The following is a 20,621-nucleotide window of genomic DNA, read 5'->3' as shown; positions in this document are numbered from 1 at the left end:
GCCATTTTTTGCCGCCAACTTGTATAGCTTTGTAAAGTGGCGCCAGTATTGGTAAGACTGAGGGGAGTTTGTACAGGAAGGGTGCAAAAAACAAATGCGGGCGCAGAAGCACCCGCTAGCGTTCAAGTATTATTCGGCTAGTAATTCAGCCAACTTAGGCTCCATAGCATCAGCCCAAATACGATAACCTTGCTCGTTTAGGTGCAGTAGGTCGGGCATAATTTCTTGACTGAGACTACCGTCGTCAGCGAGGAATTTAGCGTTTATGTTAAGAAAATGTACGCGGTTTCCATCGGCCAGAGTCGAGATTTTGGCGTTGATCTCTTCGTTTATTAAACGCATCTGCGCATCTGCCTGCGCTTCGCGCGGGAATACAGCCAACAGCAAGATCTTCGTGTTTTCCAGCTTAGTCTTTAGCAACTCGACAATTTGACGAACGCCCTCGGCGGTGTATTCCGGCTGATGCAGCCTGTGCCCCGTGTTATTAGTGCCAATCATAACCACGGCCACCTTGGGCGAAATGCCGTTAATCTCGCCGTTTTTTAGCCGCCAAAGTACGTTTTCTGTACGATCACCCGAAAAACCTAGGTTAACGGCATTTCGCTCACCATAGTATTCCTGCCACACCTTAGCACCTGCCTCCTCTTCCCAACCTTGGGTGATGGAGTCGCCCACCATTATGAGGTCTACATTGCCTTCAGCAACACGCTTCAGCTTTGCTGTATGACGCGGCTCCCACCAGGAAACCGACCAGTACTCCTCCAGTTTTGCCGGCGTAACCCCAACCTTTTTCAGGTCGGGGCAGTCGGTTTTAGCGTCGCCTTGAACCAAGAAGCGAATATTGGCAATTTCAATTTCACCGTCACCACCATTTTCCAGCACAAAGGGGTTAGTCATTGCACTGAAGTCGTCGCCCTCACGATAAAAGCAGGCCATATCAAGGCTAACGCTCTGCCAACCCTTACCCTGCCATTCGCGCGCCTGCGCTAACGGCACATTGCGCTTACAGTTTTCGCCACACTCAAGGGTAACGCCAATGCCCCCGCGGCTAATGTCTTTCACATTTAGGTCGAAGGCAAGAACACCGGCGGCGACATGACCACTTAAATTAAGCGGCTTGCCCCCACCAAACGTAAGCTTCGCAGTCCAGGCATCTTTCCAGGTAAAGCGCAGGGCATCCTCCTGAACATCTTTATCCATGGTTTCAATTTTGACATCGCCATCGGGCAGCGCCGCGAAGGCACCGCTAAGGATTTGCTGACGCTCGTGGTTATGAATAAAAATATTCCACGGCTGCAACGGGCGGCCGACATACAGGTTTATATCGCCGCTTTTTTCGGTGGCCACACCGGCCACTTTTTCCATCAAGCCTCTGGGGCCTTCCAGCTTGGCGTTGTAATCCAGCCCGTAGCCAAAGGCAAATAGCGGCGTGTAGTCACTCTGATGTAGGTTAACCTCTGTATCCAGCGGTGTGTTTGGCCAGGAGAAAGACAGCTTGCCAGAGAAGTTATAGTTCACAGAACCATCGGTTTTAGCGAGCAGCACGTCAGCTACGCCCCCACCTTCGGTGCCCGGTAACCAGGCCGCAATAAAGGCATTAGACTGATTATATTCCGGGTTTACCCACATGGGCCGCCCTGAAAGAAATACCGATACAACAGGGATACCTTCGTCACGTAGTTTTTTAAGCAGCGCTAAAGACTTTTTGTCGCCAGGCTCAAACTCAACGGTATCCCGGTCACCAATACCTTCGGCATAGGGCTGCTCGCCAAACACGACTATCGCCACATCGGGTTTTTCGCTATAGCTGCCATCAGCCGAATACAATGCGCGCCCGCCGGCCGCCTCAGCGGCATCGGCAATACCTTTGTAGATAGAGGTTGCACCGGGAAACTGCTCGTTGGTGGTGTCAGTACCCTGCCAGGTAACCGACCAGCCTCCGCTTTGCTGGCCAATATTGTTGGCCGCTTCGCCCGCTACCAACACAGTTTGTAAGGGGTTAAGCGGCAAAATTTTGTTGGTGTTTTTTAGTAAAACCAAACTTTCTCGGACGGCCTGCCTTGCCAACTCGCGATGCTCGGCACTACCAATAACATCTGGGTTTTGGGCACCGGCACGCTCAGACGGTTTAGCATCGAAAAGGCCAGCTCGCATCTTTACTCGCAGAATTCGGCGCACGGCATCATCCAGCCGCTCGACCGAAATTTCACCCTGATTCACCTGCGCAATAGTATTGGGGATCATGGCTTTCCAGTCGAAGGGCACCATAACTAAATCCACACCGGCATTAATGGCCTGCGCACAGGAATCGTTGGTACAGCCTGGCACTTGGCCATGGCCGTTCCAATCACCGACAACAAAACCATCAAATCCCATTTTGTCTTTCAGCGCGCCGGTTAATAGCGCTTGGTTACCGTGCATCTTGACGCCGTTCCAGGATGAGAAGCTCGACATCACCGTTTGTACGCCTGCGGCAATTGCCGGAGGGTATCCGGCATTATGTATATCAATCAACTCCTGCTCAGATATTCGGGCATCGCCCTGATCGTCTCCTTTCCAAGTACCGCCATCGGCGAGGAAATGCTTGGCCGTGGCGATAACCTGCTCGCCACGCAAAAAGTCGCTGTCACCCACTTCCCCCTGCAGGCCCATCACCATAGCCTCAGAATACTCAGCCACCAATGCAGGGTCTTCCGCATAGCTTTCGTAGGTACGCCCCCAGGCATCGTTACGCGCTACCGCTAGAGTAGGCGCGAAAACCCAATCGATTGCCGTTGCCTGTACTTCGCGCGCGGTAGCTTCACCGATTTTGCGCACCAGCTCGGCATTGCGCGCAGCGCCGAGGCCAATATTGTGCGGGAAGATAGTGGCACCAATCACATTGTTGTGGCCATGCACGGCATCAGTACCCCAAATAACGGGAATCGCTATCTTGCCGTCGGAGTCGTCCATACTCTCGTCGTAAAGCTCATCGGCGAGTTTTACCCAGTCGGCGGTTGCCGGCAGGGCTTTGCGGTAAGGCATGGAGCCGCCGCCATTTAGCACAGAACCTAGGTGATATTTTTTTACGTCGCCCGGCTGCAGGCTTTGTATTTCAGCCTGCATAATTTGACCAACTTTCTCCTCCAGCGACATCCCAGCAATAATCTGGTTTATGTGCTCTTCCCGTTTCGGGTCAGCCGCTAGCGGACTGCCAACCTTCGGCCAGCCGGAGGCTTTCGACGAATTTTCAACGCCGCCCTCCATTACGGTTGGAACGGTTGCGGGCGTGTCGCTGCCGACTCCCTGACAGGAAGCAAGTAGCATCGCCGTCAGCAGGGCTGCAGGCAGCACAACAAAACGGCTTATCAGTAGCGGCTTAATCGTTGATCTCGACATGGTATCTCTCTTTGTTTTTCTAGCTATAGCGGAAAATTTGTAATTTCGTTCTATTGTTTTAGGGCTAATCAGGTCAGTACGCAATAGTCGTAAGGCGCCAATTAACCAATACCCAGCCCAGCAGTGTAATACAAGCTCGCTCAACGCAACTTCAAACGCCAAAACACCAAGTGACAGGCAAAAATAATGGCCGCAATGCAGCCATTCTGTCGCTTCTAGCCAACGTCTTTTAAAACTTAATCGTCCCAGTTACGCACTACTTGAGTTTGCTCACCTAAGCCGTCTATACCCAATTCTATTTTATCGCCAACATTAAGAAATACCGGCGGTTTCTGACCCAGCCCTACGCCGGGCGGGGTACCCGTAGAAATCACATCACCTGGTTGCAGGCTCATAAACTGGCTGAGATAGGACACTAAAAACGCCGGACGAAATACCATGCTATTGGTACTGCCGTCCTGGTAGGTTTTGCCGTTTACTTTCAACCACAGATGCAGGTTGTTTATATTGCCAGCTTCGTCGGCCGTCACTAGATAGGGGCCGATAGGGCCAAAGGTGTCACACCCCTTACCCTTATCCCACTGACCACCGCGCTCTAACTGAAAATGGCGTTCGGAGACATCGTGCACCACACAGTAACCGGCAATATGCTTTTCCGCTTCAGCCTCGGACACATAGCGGGCCTCTTCACCAATCACCACGCCTAGCTCAACTTCCCAATCGAGCTTGGTGGAATTTTTTGGCTTAGCAATGCCATCGTTTGGTCCAGTAATGGCGCTGGTCGCTTTCGTAAAGATTACCGGCTCATCGGGCACTTCCGCACCCGTCTCGGCAGCGTGATCGGCGTAGTTGAGGCCAATACAAATAAATTTTCCCACCTGACCGACACAGGCACCATACCGGGTACTTTCGTGCACTAACGGCAGTGATGCCACATCGGCCCCGGCAATTTTCTGCATGCCTGCCGCACCAAGGCTTTCGCCGGCAATATCATCAACAATTCCGCTCAGGTCGCGAATGCGGCCTTCGCTGTCGAGAATTCCGGGCTTTTCTTTGTTGGCTTCACCAAATCGAACAAGTTTCATAACACCTCACGAAATACTCCAACCACCGTCAATGACGTGGTAAGAGCCAGTTGTAAAAGAAGATTCATCGCTGGCCAAATACAGTGCAAGCTGGGCAATTTCTTCGGGCAGGCCGACACGCCCCATAGGCTGTCGTGCAACAAAGGCTTTTTGTGCGGCTTCGTAGTCACCGGTATCACTCAAACGCTGATCCAAAGAAGGCGTTTGCACTGTGCCAGGACAAATGGCATTACAACGAATACCTTGGGCTACGTAATCGGCGGCTACAGCTTTGGTCAAACCGTTGATAGCGGCTTTGGTTGCACCGTAAGCAAAGCGATTTTGCACGCCGAGTATGCTGCTGGCAACCGACGACATGTTAATTATTGAACCCCCGCCTGCGGCCAGCATACCGGGAAGGAAGGCGCGGATCATACGATACATACCGGTAACATTTAAGTTAAGCGAAAAGGCCCATGCGTCTTCGTCGCAATCCATAATGCTGCCACTGTGAACAAAACCTGCACAGTTAAACAGTATGTCCACTCGGCCTAACTTTTCACTCAAAACCTGAATGTTTTCCAAGCTAGTCACATCGAGCACATGGGTTTCACAACCCTGCAGTGTTTCCAATTTTTTGCCATCTATATCGGTGGCTATAACTCTGGCGCCCTGACTGGCAAACAACTCAGCCGTCGCTCGACCAATACCTTGGCCCGCCGCTGTTACCAGTGCAATTTTATTTTCCAATCGTACAGACATTTTTTTAACCGCGAAAAGGAAGACAAGCCGGCCCAATAGGTTCGAACGACTTGTACGTAAGAATAAATTCTTGATGGCCCAGCGCTTCGGAACAGGAAAGCTCGCCCTCTGCAATCGACATCACCTTGCGGTAAATCGATTCGCCCACCTGCTGTAAACTGCTCTCACCGGTAAGTACAGCACCGGCGTTAATATCCATATCACCACTCATGCGCGCATAAGTTTCCGGGTTGGCGCAGATTTTTATCACCGGCGAGATAGCCGAACCCACCACCGAGCCACGACCCGTGGTAAATAAGATTAGGTGGCTACCGCAGGCAATCATTTCGACGATTTCAGCATTGTCGGAAATATTAGGAAACCCAAATCGCGGCTCCCCATCGGGTACTACGTCGAGCAAATACAGCCCACCACCAGGGGGCTTATCACCCGGTTTAATTAAACCATTAATAGATGAGGAACCGGATTTTGAGTAGGCACCCATGGACTTTTCTTCGAGCGTTGTTAGGCCACCGTCGGCATTACCCGGTGCAAAACTGCCAAAACCCATGGTGGTGTAATAGCGTTCGGCTTTATCTACGCAGGCAATAATTTCTTCAGCAAGCCCTTCATTAACCGCCCGCTCGGCCATTACGCCTTCACAACCAATTAATTCGCCTGTTTCCTCAAAAATACAGGCCGCACCGTCAGCAATGAGCTGATCAAAACATAAGCCAACACCGGGGTTGGCGCTAATGCCGCTGGTGCCGTCGGAACCACCACAAATGGTACCGACCACCAATTCATGAGCATAGAGCGGCGCACGCTGCACCTGATGGGCTTCGGCCCAGATACGCTCGAGCGCTGCACCACCGGCGTCTATTGTTGCTCTGGTGCCACCCGTGTCCTGAATAATTAGTAGCTCTGCAGCGCGGCCACTATCACGGGCATCGGCCAGCACCGAATCACGGTCCATGCTCTCACAACCGAGTGACACCAGCAGCACACCACCCACGTTGGGGTGCGTACAGAGCGAGAGCATCATCTCGCGGGCGTATTCATTGGGATAACATCCAGGGAAGCCTATAAGGTGAGTATTCTCTCCCCCCTGTTCAGCAATTTTACGTGCAACATGATGCGCACACTCCACCAGATAAGCCACAACGACAATATTACGTATACCCTTGCCGCCATCTTTTCGCACATACCCATTCGCGATTTGTTTTGTTTGTTTTTTTTCAGTCATTCGGTTTTCGCATATGAAGAACGGGAGTGGCTAGCGATATAATCACTGCGCATATTATGAAGGTGAACATGTTCACCTTCATCGATCGCACAAGTAACCGAGCCAATAGCAGCGCCATACTTGATCACTTTATCGCCCACCGCTAGCGCGTGGTGGGCGACTTTATGACCAACAGCAATAGCTGTCTGCATAACGGATTTTTCGCCGCCAATTGTTGTTGTTTCACCAGCTTTCAAAGGGGAAATACAAATTAAAACATTATCATTTTCATGCAATAAAATGAGCTTCTGTTCTATTTGTTTTATATTGTTTCTAGCCTTAGCTTCCACCAATTCACTCACTGGGAATCCCTCTCGGGTACAGGTAATTCAGCAGCTATCAGACCCGAGTTTTTCAATTGCTGCCAAAATTCTTGTGGTATTACAAAGCTGTGCATCGCAACAGCGGTTTCCACTTCTGCCGGGCTAGCCAAACCTAGCACCACGCTGGTTACCTGTGGGTGAGCAGCCGAAAATTGCAATGCGGCAGCCGCCAGCGGAACGCCATAGGCGGCACAAATAACCTCTATTGCCGACACTCTTTTTATTATTATTTCCGGTGCGGGCGCATAGTCGTAATGCAGGACCGCACTGGTTTTTGTACCCGTTGCCAGAATACCGGAATTAAATACGCCGCCCAAAATAACCGAGACATTACGTTCTCGGCACAGGGGGAACAAATCGTTTACGGGGCTCTGCTCTAGGAGCGTATAACGCCCGGCCAGTAACAGGCAGTCCAAATCCACTTCGGCGAGCAGCTCCAAACAAATTTCTTTTTCGTTAACTCCCACGCCCAAAGCGCCAATAACGCCCTGGTCTCGCAATTCTGCTAGCGCTTTGTAACCGCCCTCTAAAAACTGCTTTAAATGGTACGAGTAACCATCGCCGTGCTGGTAACGCCCTAGGTCGTGCGCCAATAGAATATCGATGCGATTTCTGCCTATGCGCTCTAGGCTAGCTTCAACTGATCGCATTACACCGTCGAAGCTGTAATCAAAGGCAACATCGAGAGAATCGTCGCAAGCGAAGCCATATCGTAGGCTTTCACCACTCGGGGTATCGGCAGGGCAGAGCAGCCGCCCCACCTTGCTGGAAACAACCGCTTCGGTTTGCGCCTGCAACGCTGCCCCCAAGCGCGTTTCACTGGTGCCCAAGCCGTAGTAAGGCGCTGTATCGAAATAGCAAATACCGGCGTCCAGCGCCGATTTTACGGCCTGGCTGGCACTTTCATCGGCTACCGACTTGTATAAATTGCCGATAGGGGCCGCACCGAAGCCAAGGCTGCTTACCTTTACGTTAGTACTGCCGATTTGGCGCTGGGGATGCATCACAACTACTTACCTATTTTTATAGGCGAACATTGTATCGCAGTTTTCACAATTGAAACAAATATTACCTGTAAAACAGCCTGCGTAAATGTACGAAACCCCTATTAGTTCGCTTTCACAAACCAATCCTGGCGCTTGGGCAATGATTTAAGTAGGAAAAACCACCGGGCGAGAATGCCCGGTGGTTAAGAGGAGGCTTTTAATTAGGTATTCTCGGTACCCAGGGCCGCACTTATCTGCTCGGTTGCCAGCTTGAGCATATCAAAGGCTTCGTCTTGATCGCAGGTGACCGGGTTACAGTCCACGTAGGGTACCGTCAAAGAGGCGATGGCACCCTTTTGCCCCATAACCGGTGAGGCCAAATCGACCACGCCCTTGACAAAATCGCTCTGTGAGCGAACCCTACCTGCGTTAAGTGAACTTTCTACTTTGCTGCGGAAACCGGCAAAAACCTCAGCATCGGATACAGCTTCCAGCTCTTCGAGCACACGCTCTCGCTCCTCCGGCTCCTGCACAGCGCACAAAATGATGCCAGAGGTAGACTCTATGAGAGGGCGGCGATAGCCCACTCGCACCGAAAATCCAAGATCCATCGGGCTTTCAATACGCGCAACCACCACAATTTGATCGTTAGACGCCACCACAAGGTGACAAGACTGGCCGATTTTTCGGGCCAACTCCTGCATTTCTGGCAGAGCCACTTCGATAAGTGTACGCGTGGGTGTTTGTGCCACACCCAGGGCAAACATTTTGTTGGTCAGCCCATAACCTTCGCGCCCACCAATTTGGGCAATGTAACCACGTGCCTCTAAAGTAAGCACCATGCGAAACAGCTCACTCACCGAGCGCCCTAGCTTGGCAGCAATTTGCGACGTGGTTAGTGGCTCACCTATTTCCGCTAGCAACTCGAGAATGTCCAAGCCCTTTTCTAGGGCCGGAGCTCGGTACTTACGCTCACCTTCTTCGGGTGCTTGTTCTAGTACTTTCGTTGTCATAGTATTTCTTCTTCTTTGTTTCAGTCTTAGTGCCTACCTTCACCTGCCTAGCGCCCGTCAACAATCATTGAACGTATACTATTGCAGATATTAACTACCCCTTTTTTTATGGCCATCTATGGCAAATTTGTCCTCCGTGTTTTTGGGGTACCTCACGTCATCAAGTTGCTATACGATTGAATAGAATCGCCTAGCATTAGAGCTGAAAACCGCTTGCTCTGCCGCTGCGAGTTTTTCATTCGGGTACAACTGTGCAACCTGTTCACGTAATGTTTTTTTGGCCAGCGACAACCATGTGCTGTAATCCGATACCAGCTCCACTACTGGCCAGTCGCTACCCCACATAAGCCGCTCGACTCCAAACACCGCAAGCAGCTGGCGAACATAAGGCTTAAAAACCGCCGGCCGCTGCACCTGTTCTGGCAAAGCCTCTGTAACCAACCCCGAAAGCTTGCAGTACACATTAGGCTTATCGACAAAAGTGCTTATCTCCGATTGCCAGAACGCGATTTCACCGAGATCGATACGCGGCTTGGCTCCGTGGTCAATCACAATTTTCAGGCTGGGGTAACGATTTGCCAATTTAGCAATAACAGGCAGATGTCGCGGCTGGATTAAAGCATCAAACGTTAAGCCTCTATCGCACAGCGCTTGCAAACCTTTAGCAAGCTCTGGACGCAACACCCAATCGCTTTGCTCAATGGCCTGAAGCATAGGCCTAACGCCGCGAAATTTACTGCTGGCCGCGAGCCGGTCTAAACGTTCGTCAATATCGGTGGCATGCAATTCCACCCAGCCAACAACCGCTTTCACCTGTGGAGATTCATCCGCTAGTGACAACAAAAAAACCGTATCCGATTCACAGGGCTGCGACTGTACCAGAACACTCGCCTCTACCCCGCTATTTTCCAACCAAGGTTTCAAATCGTTAGGCAAATAATCCCGGTATATTTTCCCCAATGCTGGCGTGGGCCACTCGCAATCAGGTCTCGTTATTTGCCAAAAATGCTGATGCGAATCAATCACTACTCAGCCTTTTAGGCGCCGAAAGCCCAAACAACCCAATAACCACAAAGCACACCAACGGCACACACATAGCGTAGTTAATAGCACTTAAGTCTGAAATCCACCCCATCAACGCCGTCAGTACCGCCCCGCCAATAATTGCCATAATCAGGAACGAAGAACCCGCCTTGGTGAGCGAACCCAACCCCTTAACCGATAACGCGAATATAGTGGGAAACATCAACGACATAAAGAAGCTAGTAGACGCCAGCGCATAAAGGCCCATCTGGTTGGGCGACAGCATGGCCACTGCGCAAAGCATTACATTCATTAGCGCGAAAACCGCCATGAGCTTGGCCGGAGATATTCGCCCCATCAACGCTGTAGCGACAAAACGCCCCACCATAAAAGCAACCAACGAAATCGTGAGATAACCCGCTAACACTTTTTCCCCGGTACCCGGCACCGCCAGTTGCCCGTAGCGAATCATATAACTCCAAATGCCAACCTGCGCACCGACATAAAAGAATTGTGCCATTACGCCGAACAAAAAATATTTATGTACGAGCAACCCTTTAAAGTCACTCAATTTGCCCGCGCCCAACTCACCGGGTAACGGCTTAGAGGCAACAGCGGGAAAACGGGTGATCAAAACCAGAACAGCCCAAACAATCACAACAGCCGCCAACACCAAATAGGGCATTTGCACTGCACCCAGTTCCATTTGATAATAGCCCTGCTGCTCAACAGCCGACATAGCGGCAAGCTCAGCGTCACTGTGTTCGACACCAGAAAGAATAAATTGTCGGCCAATAATAACCCCGGAAATTGCTCCCAGAGGGTTAAAGGATTGCGCGAGGTTAAGACGCCGCTCAGCCGTTGCCGGGTCGCCCATCACCACAATCAACGGGTTGGCTGAAGTTTCCAAGAAAGCCAAACCACTGGCAATAACGAAAAGCGCAGCGAGAAAAAAGTTATACTCTGCAGCTTCGGAGGCTGGATAGAAGAGCAACGCACCCAGCCCATAAAGGCAAAGCCCTGCTACCACGGCCGCCTTGTAGCCCAGGCGCTGCATAAAAATAGCGGCGGGAATGGAGAAACAAAAATAACCGAAGTAAAATGCCGACTGCACCAACCCAGATTGTAAGTCAGTTAGCTGAAAAGCCTTTTTAAAATGAGCGATTAAAATATCGTTGAGGTTATTCGCGATACCCCAAAGAAAGAACAGGCTGACAATTAAAACAATGGGAAGAGTTACCGCCAACCGCCTTGTTGAACCTTGGGCTGGCGCTGCCATATCGGCCCTTTGAGTTGTCTCAGGCATGGGTTACCTCTGATTTTTTTGGTTATTATTTTGCTGTTTAGACCCTAGCGCCAATATACCAACAGCATTCATATTTAAAAACTATTTTTTGGGTAAAAATACGATAATCTTTCTGATTCAATAACAACTACCGTAGAATCCCGTGATTCCCGCCAATATCGACGACTATCGCACCCAAACAAGGCGCTGCATAGCCCGATTTTTAATTGAACACACAGCCAGTGGAGCCTTGGAAGAGCGCACCCTGCGCAATAACACTGCCGACCTGCAGGCTACAACCGTACGCCAGCGCGTATTGCGCAACGCAGCCAATATAACCCTCGCAACCGAACTGCTGGGCGAAAATCTGGCCACACCCCTTATTCTCTCACCTGTTGGCATAGCTGAGCTGAATGCCCGTCGCGAGGAGGTGCTGGTGGCACAAGCCGCCGAATAAAAAGGCGCTACCTTTTGCCTGCCTGCCGGTTCAGCCTGCTCCATTAAAGAATTGAACGCAGGCGTGAACCAACCCTTCCAATTCCAACGGCATAGGATTAAAGATCGCGGTTTTCTTAAAGAAATGCTCACCCGCGCTCAAGAAAGCGGCTGACGAAAATATTAGAGATACAACATAAAAGCCGCGGAAGCTTTTTTAGGAAGATATGGCGCAAGGTGTCCATAATGTTCGACTACCCAGAACCCATTGCCCGTATGGCAAACGCTGAAGACCAATTTGCCGAGCGCTTCTGGACAGGTTTTTGCTCCTGTAAAACCAGTATTTCCAACATCCATGCTGGTCAGCGCCGCTTTAAATCACAGGCCTTACTCGACGAAAAAGCCTTAGTCGCCTGCATGGCCGGCCTATGTAGACATAAAGCAAGTAAGAGCCAAAATGGCAAAAATCCCAGAAAGCTCTGACCACACCTCAATTAAACGCCGTATTGAAAACCTAGAAAAAATAACCCTCAGCCTTTAAATCTCGCCGAATATGTGGCCAACCCAAAAGAAGCCATGCCCCAAGACCTACCCTTTCATTTACAAGTTTACGTGCAGCATGTGGATATCACCGGTAGAGCTATTCGTGAAAACAAACGTGGCGTTATCGACAAGAACTTGCCTCCCATTTTAGAGCAGCTCAATATCTCCAGCCTTGAATGGCTTGTACTTACCACCCAGCTTGAATCCAAATTTAAACGTTTGGTTGGCTGTAAGGAAAAGCTTATGCTCTCAGCGCAGGTACTGGGTTTACAAAGAAGACCCGCATACGCCAACTATGAAGCGATATTCCACTAACACTTCACTCCAAAACTATACTCGCAACCAACCGGGAACAAAAGCAACGAATTAACCGGAAATCCTCGAAGCTAACTTGATCGTATTTTTCTTAACGTGGCTGTCCAACATTTTGGCTCTAAGCCAATAAGAGGCCTAGGTTATTACCGAGTTTTTTGTGCCAGCGAATGAAAAAAGTGGCTTACTGATAACTAACGAAAAAACACGTGTCCACTTCACAGCAAAAACACACGGGTATACGAAATAGTTTCAGATAGAAACTATTTCAATCTCAGCACTAACACTTCAGCCCTGCTCTGCTCACTTTAATCGTTTGCGCTTGTATTTCACACAACCTTATTCGTCCTACTTAGACTTAAGGGCACCTCTACTAATGCTTTTAATCTCTGGTTTTGTGTACGGTTCTCGTGCAAGGCAAAATTTACTGGCATGCTGGTGGCTTACATGGAAAAGCAACCAGCGGTCCGCCTCACACTAAAATTTTCCAAATCGTGGAGAGGCTAAAATCAATTCTTAGAGTTGCCCTTAATATCATCGGCCAAAAACTTCGAGTAATTTTTCCCCCAGGCCTTCATCATATTGCGAAAATCACGATAATTAGTCGATCTATTCGCCGTGAAACCCTGCTGCCGATAGCACGTGCGACTTCTGTCCTTTATACGATAAAGCACCTCATCCTTCATTCCAATCAAAGCGATGGTCACCATAGCTGACCCCGCTTCCGTCAGCGGTATACCTGCATGGCCAATCAGCTCTGGGCCATTTATTCTTATATCTGAAATCCTCACAAGTACCAGACCGGCTTTTTTCCGGGTCACCCGTTATTTTAAAGCCTTTTGCCTGTAGCTCTGCACTGAACTCCTCAATTCAACTATATTTGACACTTCATCTCCTCGTGATAAACACTTGCATATGTGGTGGGTAGCTCTAGCACCTAACGCCCATATAAGCTCAAACTGATTGCTTTGTTACGCATTTTTATGCCTCTTTACAAAATGAGTAGAAAACACACGTTCTAAATTTAAGCTTCCGCTTTTCGTAAACCTAAGGTCTATTTTACTACCTTTTCCCCAGGATTTGTAAGCAGTAAAACTTGCTTTAAGCTTCCCCATATTGCTACTTGCTTCTACCTGTTTTAGGATGAAATTAATCTTCCCAAAATTTATCTTAATGCTTTTTTCCAAATACGGGATTTTTCTCATGCGCCACGCTTCGTAATCGGTTTTATCGAGATACCCCAATTTCTGAAAAACGTCAACATAACAGATATAGCCTTTTTCCTGGATCAGCTCACCTGTAATCAAATTCAATTTCTTCTCTAAATCACTTCTAGATAAAGCCATGTTAAATTATATATTGGTTGATTGTGTGGCGTAACGAGGCTGTAGAAAAATTCGGGTTTGACCGTCACTTTTTTGCGCCTCTGAATTGTTTTCTGAGATGTTCACTATATGACCACAATTACAAATCTAGCTAATCTTCACATTACCTGATTGATAAATGATCGAATATTGCCATATAGGGCGCCATTTGGCCCTTTTTACCCCTCTATGAGGCATACCTCCATAACTTCTCGGCATTATGTACCATACAATACAACTGCCATTGCGCCGTCACCTTGCTTTCCCCTCGCAAGCTCAACTTGTCTAAACCTTTGTTGCTACAAATATTCCCAAATACCGGTTCGATTGTATACATTCGCTTGCTATACATTTTTTTACCATCATCACTATCGATGATCTTTTTCATTTTATCTAACTGTGTCACTCTTCTTTTCGATTCGATTAAAACTGATATTTGTCGCCCCTGACTTTTGACTTCTTTCTGCATACATTGCTCTTGCAATGGGCATTCTCGGCAGTCTTTCAAATAACCTCGGAATCGCATGTGGGGTCCACTTTTAGTTTCGAAATCATCACCCAAATAGATCATCTCTTTACCATTAGGACACACAGCTTCCTTCTTAACAAAATCAATTACAAACTCGCTACCCGGAAATACGTCTCTTGTTTTTTTGTTATCTGTTCTGGTTTCCTGCCGTTTTTTCTTGTGCGCTTTAAACGTTTCTGAGTCGGAATAAACCGGGTCTCTCATTCTAAATTGATTGTCTGGTATGACAGATTTAATATTCTCATCGTGTAAAAACTGTAGGTTACCTTCACTACAATATCCTGTATCAGCTGTTAATACACATCCAGCGGAAAATACATCTTCTTCAAATTTGTCTTTAATACTCTCGACCATCGGTTTCAACGTAATCTGTTCTTGACCGACACCAAAGGCTCTTGCTTCTATAATAATCTGATGCTTCTCGTCCGCAGCAGTCACACAAGCCATTCCTTGAATTGTGCCTTTACTAGTGGTCATTTTACACGACTCATTATCCGTGATGTTACTCTGTACCTCTTTCTTACTTTTTGAATGCCCTATACGAGGTTCATTCTCAGCCAGAAAACCATCAATTTTATCGGCTGTCTTTAGCAAGGTTTCTACCGTTTGCATATCCTTTTTATAATGGCCGCTTTGATTATTCTTTGTAGAGTCCGATTCCAGGTGCTTATCCACGATTCTTTCGGCTCTAGCACGCATCTTAGTAGACTTCTTTTCCAGCTCAGGATGGGTTCCACTCCATTGCTTGGAAGCATCGGTAGGAAGCTTGCATCCGTCAATAGCAAAATGCTCCTTACCAATTAAACCACTCTCATCGCAAATGAGTAGAATTTTGTGAAACAACTCCTTAATTGCCTCACAATTACCCTAGACGAAATTTGCAATAGTTGTAAAGTGTGGCGTAGTACCAACAGCCAGGGCCATGAAGGTCAAATCAGTTGTGCATAGCTTAGCAATCACTCGACTGGAGGTGATTCCTCGATAATAGGCACTAAAGATAACGCGAAGGAGAAGCTCAGGAGGGTAGGCCTTGCGGCCAACATTACTATTTTCATATCGACTGAGGAAACCATCAATAATTTTGTCTGTATTCAGAAGAGTATACATATAGAAATCAAAATTATCTGTACCGAGCTGGTCAAGGAAATTGATATCCAGAAAAACGGTTTGATTTATATTTGTATCGATGAAGTTGGCCATATCCGCCTCAGTAAACTGCTGAAGTGACATTTTACTATGAAAATCGGCCTAGATCCCGAAAGAGATCTATTTTTCTACAGCCTGAACGCCGCGTTAACCGGCAGACAAAGTGTTGATGCTTTTGTGCAATAATGAGCGTAGCGAATGCACAAAAGGAGCGACGTTTTGGCTGTCCAGCGAAGCCGTAGGCGTAGCGATGGTTGAACGCTTTGTTATGCTTTATTTTCCACCATATCCTTAAGCACTTGCAACGTTACAGAATTATTTAAAGTACGTCTATTTGGGTGTTCAATCCTCAAAGCTTTAACTGACGGGAATTGAGGTATTATAATTTCAGCGATCAAATTTAGAGTTTCACTTGAAAATATACCGTTGTTCAAGCTCAATTTTGGATAAAATTTAACATTACTACCAAAATGATGTTTGATATATGAATCCCTAGTACTTCCCGTAGTAAAAATTGCGATATCTGGCTTTAATATTTCAAACTCTCTTAAAAAAATGTTGAAGTGATTACGCTCCAAATTCTCTATTGACGAGCCAGGTTTTCCCCTACCATCGCTACCAATTTTCGAAATATTATTCCATATAAATGAAACATTTTTATCGTGGTAATATTTAGTGATTTCATCTTCGAAATATCTATAATTTTTCCTATTCCAGAATGCTCGCTTACCATGATCAGCACGTTGATTAAAATAACCCGAGTAAGCTTCCATTAGCTTTTCAACAGACATTTCCCCTTCATTCAATTGACCAAACCAACCATCAGTCTCTTGACCAATGATTATGACTTTTATATCCGAGTCTATATATGCTTGGTCAACCTTGATTAGCAGTGGATTCGCTGCTTTAGCAGTTAACTTATTAGCTTCTTCGAGCAACTTATTCCATTTTGACAAGTACAAACCTTGAAGTTCTTTATTCATAAACTCTAAATTTCCGGAAGCAGTCATGGTAGAACGGCCAGTTACCCAAGCCGCCCCCATACAGATCCGGACGTGCGGAACTACCGCATCCGGCTCCTCAATAATATCGTTGCTCGTGTAATTCACAAGCCCTCAATACCAGTCCACTTGAATGTGACGTTTCCACACCCGTGGTTGCTGGATCTGAAAGTATTTTAACATGTCTTTAAACCCTTGCCAGTTAAAGCTGTGCCGCTGACTTCGCCGATTGAGCCACTTGTATAGACTATGCAGAACATAATCATAAACACGCGCGACACTTCGACTATTATCAGGCAAACCAAAGTAGTTTATAAAGCCCGTCAGCTTACGCCTTAACTGTGGCATCCAGACATTCAGTCGTTTAGACCGATTGGCTTTTATCCACTGATAGAACTCGCTCAACTTAGCTTTGTGTTTCTTTGGTGCCGTATGTCGACGCAACCTAGCCTCACCCTTTTTATCAGTGTCCCAGTAGTACTCAAAGCCCAAGAATTCGAAGCTATGGTGCTGCCCTGGGTGGAACCGACTAAACCGCTTCAGGTGTGTTTTCTCTGGCGCTACGTCTAACTTAAACTCTCTCAAGCGTTTCGGTAGTTCCCGATAAAACTCACGCGCCTCATTAGCGTACTGGAACGCAACAACAAAATCGTCGGCGTACCGTATCAACATGGCTCGCCCCTGTAAGCGTGGCTTTATGCGTTTCTCAAACCAAATATCCAGTGCGTAATGTAAGTATATATTCGCCAATACCGGGCTGATCACACCGCCCTGTGGACTTCCACTGGCCGGTTTCTCAAACACCCCTTCTGGTGATTTTATTCTCGCTTTCAGCCACTGGTTGATAAGGTTCAATAAGGCTTTATCTTCAATACGCTGTTTCAGCATACGCATCAACCACTCATGATCTATATTATCGAAGAAGCCTTTTATATCCGCTTCGACAACATAACCATAAGTACCGTATTGAAGGTTCAACTGTAAACTATGCACCGCTTGATGGGCGCTTCTGTTCGGACGGTAACCATAACTATTCTTCACAAAGTCCTGCTCCCAAATACTTTGCAGTATCTGACTCACGCTTTGCTGTACGATTTTATCATCTAACGTTGGCAGCCCGAGCGGGCGTAGTTTACCGTTGGATTTTGGGATAAAGACCCGCTTCACATCATTCGCTCGATAGCTTTTACACTTTAGCGTTTGATGCAGGCGGTTGATATTTTCAGGCAATCGTTGTTTGAAATCGCTAGGTGTTACGCCGTCAATTCCACACGCCGATTGTTTATTGATTTGACCCCAACTTTGTACCAACAAATCCGAATCTAGCAATCCGTATAGATTCTGGAAACGATGATTAGGGTGGGTTTGTGCCTTAAATGCTATGGTATGCAATGCGGTTGTCATAGTTTCTCCAGCCCGACTTGTCCGGACTATGTGTCTGTTACATACCGTGATATTACTGTCAGCCCCCTCGCCATGTGAACGGCTTTCCCGCTCTCAGACTACTATGAGCTGATCCGACTTCCAAGGTGCCATCGATCTGCCTCGCTTTTTACTCAGCGTCACTACCCACTTCCTGCGGGAGCTACTTTGGATCTCTCAAGTTCTCGAAAACATCTCTTTATACATGCCACGGTTTGATAACTCCGCCAACTCGCCACAACCTTGCCAACTAATGGTTGTATTGCATGGGCTTCGGCGGCGTTACAAGCCTAGCCAGTCAGGACAATTTATTATCAGAGCGATACCAACACTTCAGGAACACGCATTCCTTATGGCCTACATAATTCTCTGTCTACGCTTCACACTGGTTGTTCGATTATTTGTTGAAGAAAAAAAATCAGCAACAGGAAAGTATTCGCGATCCATAATCTCCGCACAGTGCGCAAGACTCGATACAGGTGGCTGGCTAGACCTTACCCGACTGGGACTTACACCCAGCAAGATGCTCCAAGCTTAACTTGTCGCACTAACGCCGCAAACATGGGCGAGCCAGCGAAGCTGGCGAAGTCCAAGCACACGAAGTGTGCTGAACATGATTTGCCTTGTTATGTGTAGCCTTAACATTACCGGATATCTTGGTGATGGTATAAATCTTATGAATAACAATAAATACTCTTGTAACACTCTAAAAACAATCGGTTTTTAAGTAGACGCTTTTATGGTGCTTTTGAAAGAGCTTAAATACATTGATTTGTTAAGCGCTATTTAAGGCGTATCGCAAACACTGATTATTCCGCTAAGTAAGCCCGCCTCACCTTCAATATTAGCGACCATAAGACCTGGGAAGAACCCTTCCATCGCTAGCATTTCGCTATTGGTAGCTAGCTCTATATCGACCTGGTAGCCAAGCGTACAAATCATCGTATTAGAACCGATTGTATTTTCCACATTATAGAAAGCTGCGACACACTGGGCATCGGATTTACAAGACAACAAACAAGCTTCGTTTCCGTAGTGGTTATTTCCATCACTATCAATTGCAGAAACAGGGTGATGGCTCGTTGAATATGAAACAACATTATTAGCTGTTAGTTGGTAGTTACCGCTATCATTTGTCCAGCTCCAGATACCACAAGAGTCTTCAGTACTCAGGTCATTTAAAAAGACGTCAAGTGATGCGTAATTTCCACCTGTAACCGCTGATAGATAGTCGCTGCTGGTCCCAGAATACAGGTCAATTCGCTCTGCGCCGAAAAGAAAACTCGCATTGCCTTCACGCGAGTGAGTATTCACCACAAGGCCAGTTGTTGGGTTTCCAACCACAGTTGTCGTTACTGGTGAAGAAGGAATAGCACGGCAATCCAACACATTAACAAAGCTGTCACGGTTGCTGTCTTCATCAGGTGAATCCTTAACTCCATTTTCATTCAGATCCCAGCAGCTAATCCCAGCAGCACCAGTTTCGCCTGCCCTTCCAGCGGCACCAGTTTCGCCTGCCCTTCCAACAGATCCATTATCGCCGTCTAAAAAACAACCTGAAAGCACAGATATCAGCGCGACTATTATAATTTTTTTAATTGAGTTCATATATTTACCTTTTGGTTTGACTTGGTTATAGATCTAGCAAAGTATGATTTCTCACATTACGAATAAGCGATTTAAATTTTTACAAGCCTAGTTACACATAACGCCCGGCTCACCAGCGCCCAAACCGGAGAGGCTTTTGTGGTAAAGTGTAGCGTAGCGAAACCCACAAAAGCAGCGTAGGTTTGGGCGTCTGCGTGGAGCCGTTTGTTAGCATTTTCTTACTTCTTTGAATTATTATGGATAAGTTTAGCCTTCGCTAAATCGCTCTGCTGCTCTATAAACCGGAAGAACCCCTCCTTACTAATGAATGGGTTACTTGACACCTCTTTCATGTTTTTCTCCCGATTTTCAAACAAATTATTTTTATGCGGATGATTAGATAGATTAACGGTTACTGCGGGGCTTTCCACTGCTAAATTCTTGATTCGGGCCATGCTAGCCATAAACTGCTTGGCGAGACCAGGTTTTTGAAAGTTTGTTCCATGCCCACCAACTACAAATGCGCGATATCGCTTGCCTTTATCTTCCACGAAGAAGTCGATGGACAGGTCGCCCTCTGTATGTCCTAGTGTAATATAGAATTTGAACTCTGTATCGCCGACAACAATATTGGAGCTATCTTCGGCGAAAGATTCTACAGCTGGTGGTAAAAACTTTTTTTTGCCTTTGCTTTTCAGAGATTGTTCTTTGGTCAACTCAAGTGCATTTTCCGACATTATGACTTTAGAGCCATACAGAGACTGAAGAAATTTTGCGCCACCAACATGGTCGGAATGCCCATGGGTTACAAAAATGTGTGTAACTTTCTTATCATTTAAACCTAGTTTTTCTAAGTTGATTGGTATCCACTTGCTATATGGAAAATCAAGAGTATCTATGATGATCAGACCGGATGACGTTTCGACTGCATACGAAGAGACCCACTTATCTCCGACGTAGTACACATTGTCAAACATTCTGAAGGGCTCAACATACCCATTCTTAGCCTTCATTTCTGGAGCACCTGCACCTGCCACAGCCTTCATTGAAATTAATAAGACGAGAAAAAAAACAATTTTACGCATATCGATTTCCGAATTGCTAACGCCAAGCTCACCTGCAAATATTGCGGAGAGCGTTTTTGTGTAAAATGGAGCTAGGCGACATACACAAAAGCGAGCGTA

General features: G+C 47.2%; 20 protein-coding genes. 3 read left to right on the top strand and 17 right to left on the bottom strand.

The window, feature by feature from the left end; genetic code table 11:
* Positions 1 to 129: 129 nt before the first annotated feature.
* The 9 genes from H5336_RS13180 to fucP form a co-directional block, all read right to left on the bottom strand.
* Entirely contained in the window at positions 130 to 3,378 is a 3,249-nt protein-coding gene (locus tag H5336_RS13180; protein ID WP_246439090.1) for a glycoside hydrolase family 3 N-terminal domain-containing protein, read from the bottom strand.
* Between the two features lie 236 nt (positions 3,379 to 3,614).
* Positions 3,615 to 4,463: a fumarylacetoacetate hydrolase family protein gene (locus H5336_RS13175; protein WP_185234747.1), complete on the bottom strand. Its 849-nt coding sequence runs from the start codon at positions 4,461 to 4,463 to the stop codon at positions 3,615 to 3,617.
* A 6-nt stretch (positions 4,464 to 4,469) separates the two neighbouring features.
* The gene (locus H5336_RS13170; RefSeq protein ID WP_185234746.1) at positions 4,470 to 5,204 is read right to left on the bottom strand and encodes an SDR family oxidoreductase; all 735 of its coding nucleotides are present in this window, start codon (positions 5,202 to 5,204) and stop codon (positions 4,470 to 4,472) included.
* A 4-nt stretch (positions 5,205 to 5,208) separates the two neighbouring features.
* A complete protein-coding gene (locus H5336_RS13165; RefSeq protein WP_221628056.1) occupies positions 5,209 to 6,429 on the bottom strand; it encodes a UxaA family hydrolase in 1,221 nt (406 codons plus the stop codon).
* Complete coding sequence (locus H5336_RS13160) at positions 6,426 to 6,770, bottom strand: UxaA family hydrolase (RefSeq protein WP_313557185.1); 345 nt, start codon at positions 6,768 to 6,770, stop codon at positions 6,426 to 6,428. The genes H5336_RS13165 and H5336_RS13160 overlap by 4 nt, the downstream gene beginning before the upstream one ends.
* The gene (locus H5336_RS13155; protein WP_185235749.1) at positions 6,767 to 7,795 is read right to left on the bottom strand and encodes an aldo/keto reductase; all 1,029 of its coding nucleotides are present in this window, start codon (positions 7,793 to 7,795) and stop codon (positions 6,767 to 6,769) included. The genes H5336_RS13160 and H5336_RS13155 overlap by 4 nt, the downstream gene beginning before the upstream one ends.
* Before the next feature lie 203 nt (positions 7,796 to 7,998).
* A complete protein-coding gene (locus H5336_RS13150) occupies positions 7,999 to 8,790 on the bottom strand; it encodes an IclR family transcriptional regulator (protein ID WP_185234745.1) in 792 nt (263 codons plus the stop codon).
* A 168-nt stretch (positions 8,791 to 8,958) separates the two neighbouring features.
* Positions 8,959 to 9,816, bottom strand: coding sequence for an amidohydrolase family protein (locus H5336_RS13145; protein WP_185234744.1), 858 nt, complete (start codon positions 9,814 to 9,816; stop codon positions 8,959 to 8,961).
* A complete protein-coding gene (gene fucP, locus H5336_RS13140; protein WP_185234743.1) occupies positions 9,809 to 11,119 on the bottom strand; it encodes an L-fucose:H+ symporter permease in 1,311 nt (436 codons plus the stop codon). Before fucP ends, H5336_RS13145 begins: the two co-directional genes overlap by 8 nt.
* A gap of 142 nt (positions 11,120 to 11,261) precedes the next feature.
* Between fucP and H5336_RS13135 the strand changes: the two genes are divergently transcribed.
* From H5336_RS13135 to H5336_RS23005, 3 genes are all read left to right on the top strand, one after another.
* Positions 11,262 to 11,555: an alpha-hydroxy-acid oxidizing protein gene (locus H5336_RS13135; protein ID WP_185234742.1), complete on the top strand. Its 294-nt coding sequence runs from the start codon at positions 11,262 to 11,264 to the stop codon at positions 11,553 to 11,555.
* 224 nt (positions 11,556 to 11,779) lie between these two features.
* Positions 11,780 to 12,016: a hypothetical protein gene (locus H5336_RS23010; RefSeq protein WP_246439089.1), complete on the top strand. Its 237-nt coding sequence runs from the start codon at positions 11,780 to 11,782 to the stop codon at positions 12,014 to 12,016.
* A gap of 72 nt (positions 12,017 to 12,088) precedes the next feature.
* Entirely contained in the window at positions 12,089 to 12,391 is a 303-nt protein-coding gene (locus tag H5336_RS23005; RefSeq protein WP_246439088.1) for a hypothetical protein, read from the top strand.
* A gap of 506 nt (positions 12,392 to 12,897) precedes the next feature.
* On the opposite strand, the gene H5336_RS13125 is transcribed toward H5336_RS23005, so the two are convergent.
* The 8 genes from H5336_RS13125 to H5336_RS13090 all read right to left on the bottom strand — a co-directional run bounded on the left by H5336_RS13125 (position 12,898) and on the right by H5336_RS13090 (position 20,522).
* Positions 12,898 to 13,179, bottom strand: coding sequence for a hypothetical protein (locus tag H5336_RS13125; protein ID WP_185234741.1), 282 nt, complete (start codon positions 13,177 to 13,179; stop codon positions 12,898 to 12,900).
* A gap of 180 nt (positions 13,180 to 13,359) precedes the next feature.
* Positions 13,360 to 13,734: a hypothetical protein gene (locus H5336_RS13120; protein WP_185234740.1), complete on the bottom strand. Its 375-nt coding sequence runs from the start codon at positions 13,732 to 13,734 to the stop codon at positions 13,360 to 13,362.
* Positions 13,735 to 13,939: 205 nt separating this feature from the next.
* A complete protein-coding gene (locus H5336_RS13115) occupies positions 13,940 to 15,124 on the bottom strand; it encodes a transposase (protein WP_185234739.1) in 1,185 nt (394 codons plus the stop codon).
* 24 nt (positions 15,125 to 15,148) lie between these two features.
* Positions 15,149 to 15,481, bottom strand: coding sequence for a transposase (locus H5336_RS13110; protein WP_185234738.1), 333 nt, complete (start codon positions 15,479 to 15,481; stop codon positions 15,149 to 15,151).
* A gap of 212 nt (positions 15,482 to 15,693) precedes the next feature.
* The gene (locus H5336_RS13105) at positions 15,694 to 16,410 is read right to left on the bottom strand and encodes a hypothetical protein (protein ID WP_185234737.1); all 717 of its coding nucleotides are present in this window, start codon (positions 16,408 to 16,410) and stop codon (positions 15,694 to 15,696) included.
* Positions 16,411 to 16,542: 132 nt separating this feature from the next.
* Positions 16,543 to 17,832: a group II intron reverse transcriptase/maturase gene (ltrA, locus tag H5336_RS13100; RefSeq protein ID WP_185231675.1), complete on the bottom strand. Its 1,290-nt coding sequence runs from the start codon at positions 17,830 to 17,832 to the stop codon at positions 16,543 to 16,545.
* Between the two features lie 804 nt (positions 17,833 to 18,636).
* Positions 18,637 to 19,458, bottom strand: coding sequence for a collagen-like protein (locus H5336_RS13095; RefSeq protein ID WP_185234736.1), 822 nt, complete (start codon positions 19,456 to 19,458; stop codon positions 18,637 to 18,639).
* Positions 19,459 to 19,676: 218 nt separating this feature from the next.
* The gene (locus H5336_RS13090) at positions 19,677 to 20,522 is read right to left on the bottom strand and encodes an MBL fold metallo-hydrolase (protein WP_185234735.1); all 846 of its coding nucleotides are present in this window, start codon (positions 20,520 to 20,522) and stop codon (positions 19,677 to 19,679) included.
* Positions 20,523 to 20,621 lie beyond the last annotated feature (99 nt).

This window comes from Teredinibacter franksiae (assembly GCF_014218805.1).
Taxonomy (GTDB): domain Bacteria; phylum Pseudomonadota; class Gammaproteobacteria; order Pseudomonadales; family Cellvibrionaceae; genus Teredinibacter; species Teredinibacter franksiae.
Note: the sequence above shows the minus strand (reverse complement) of the source record. Positions and strands in the feature narration are given on the sequence as shown.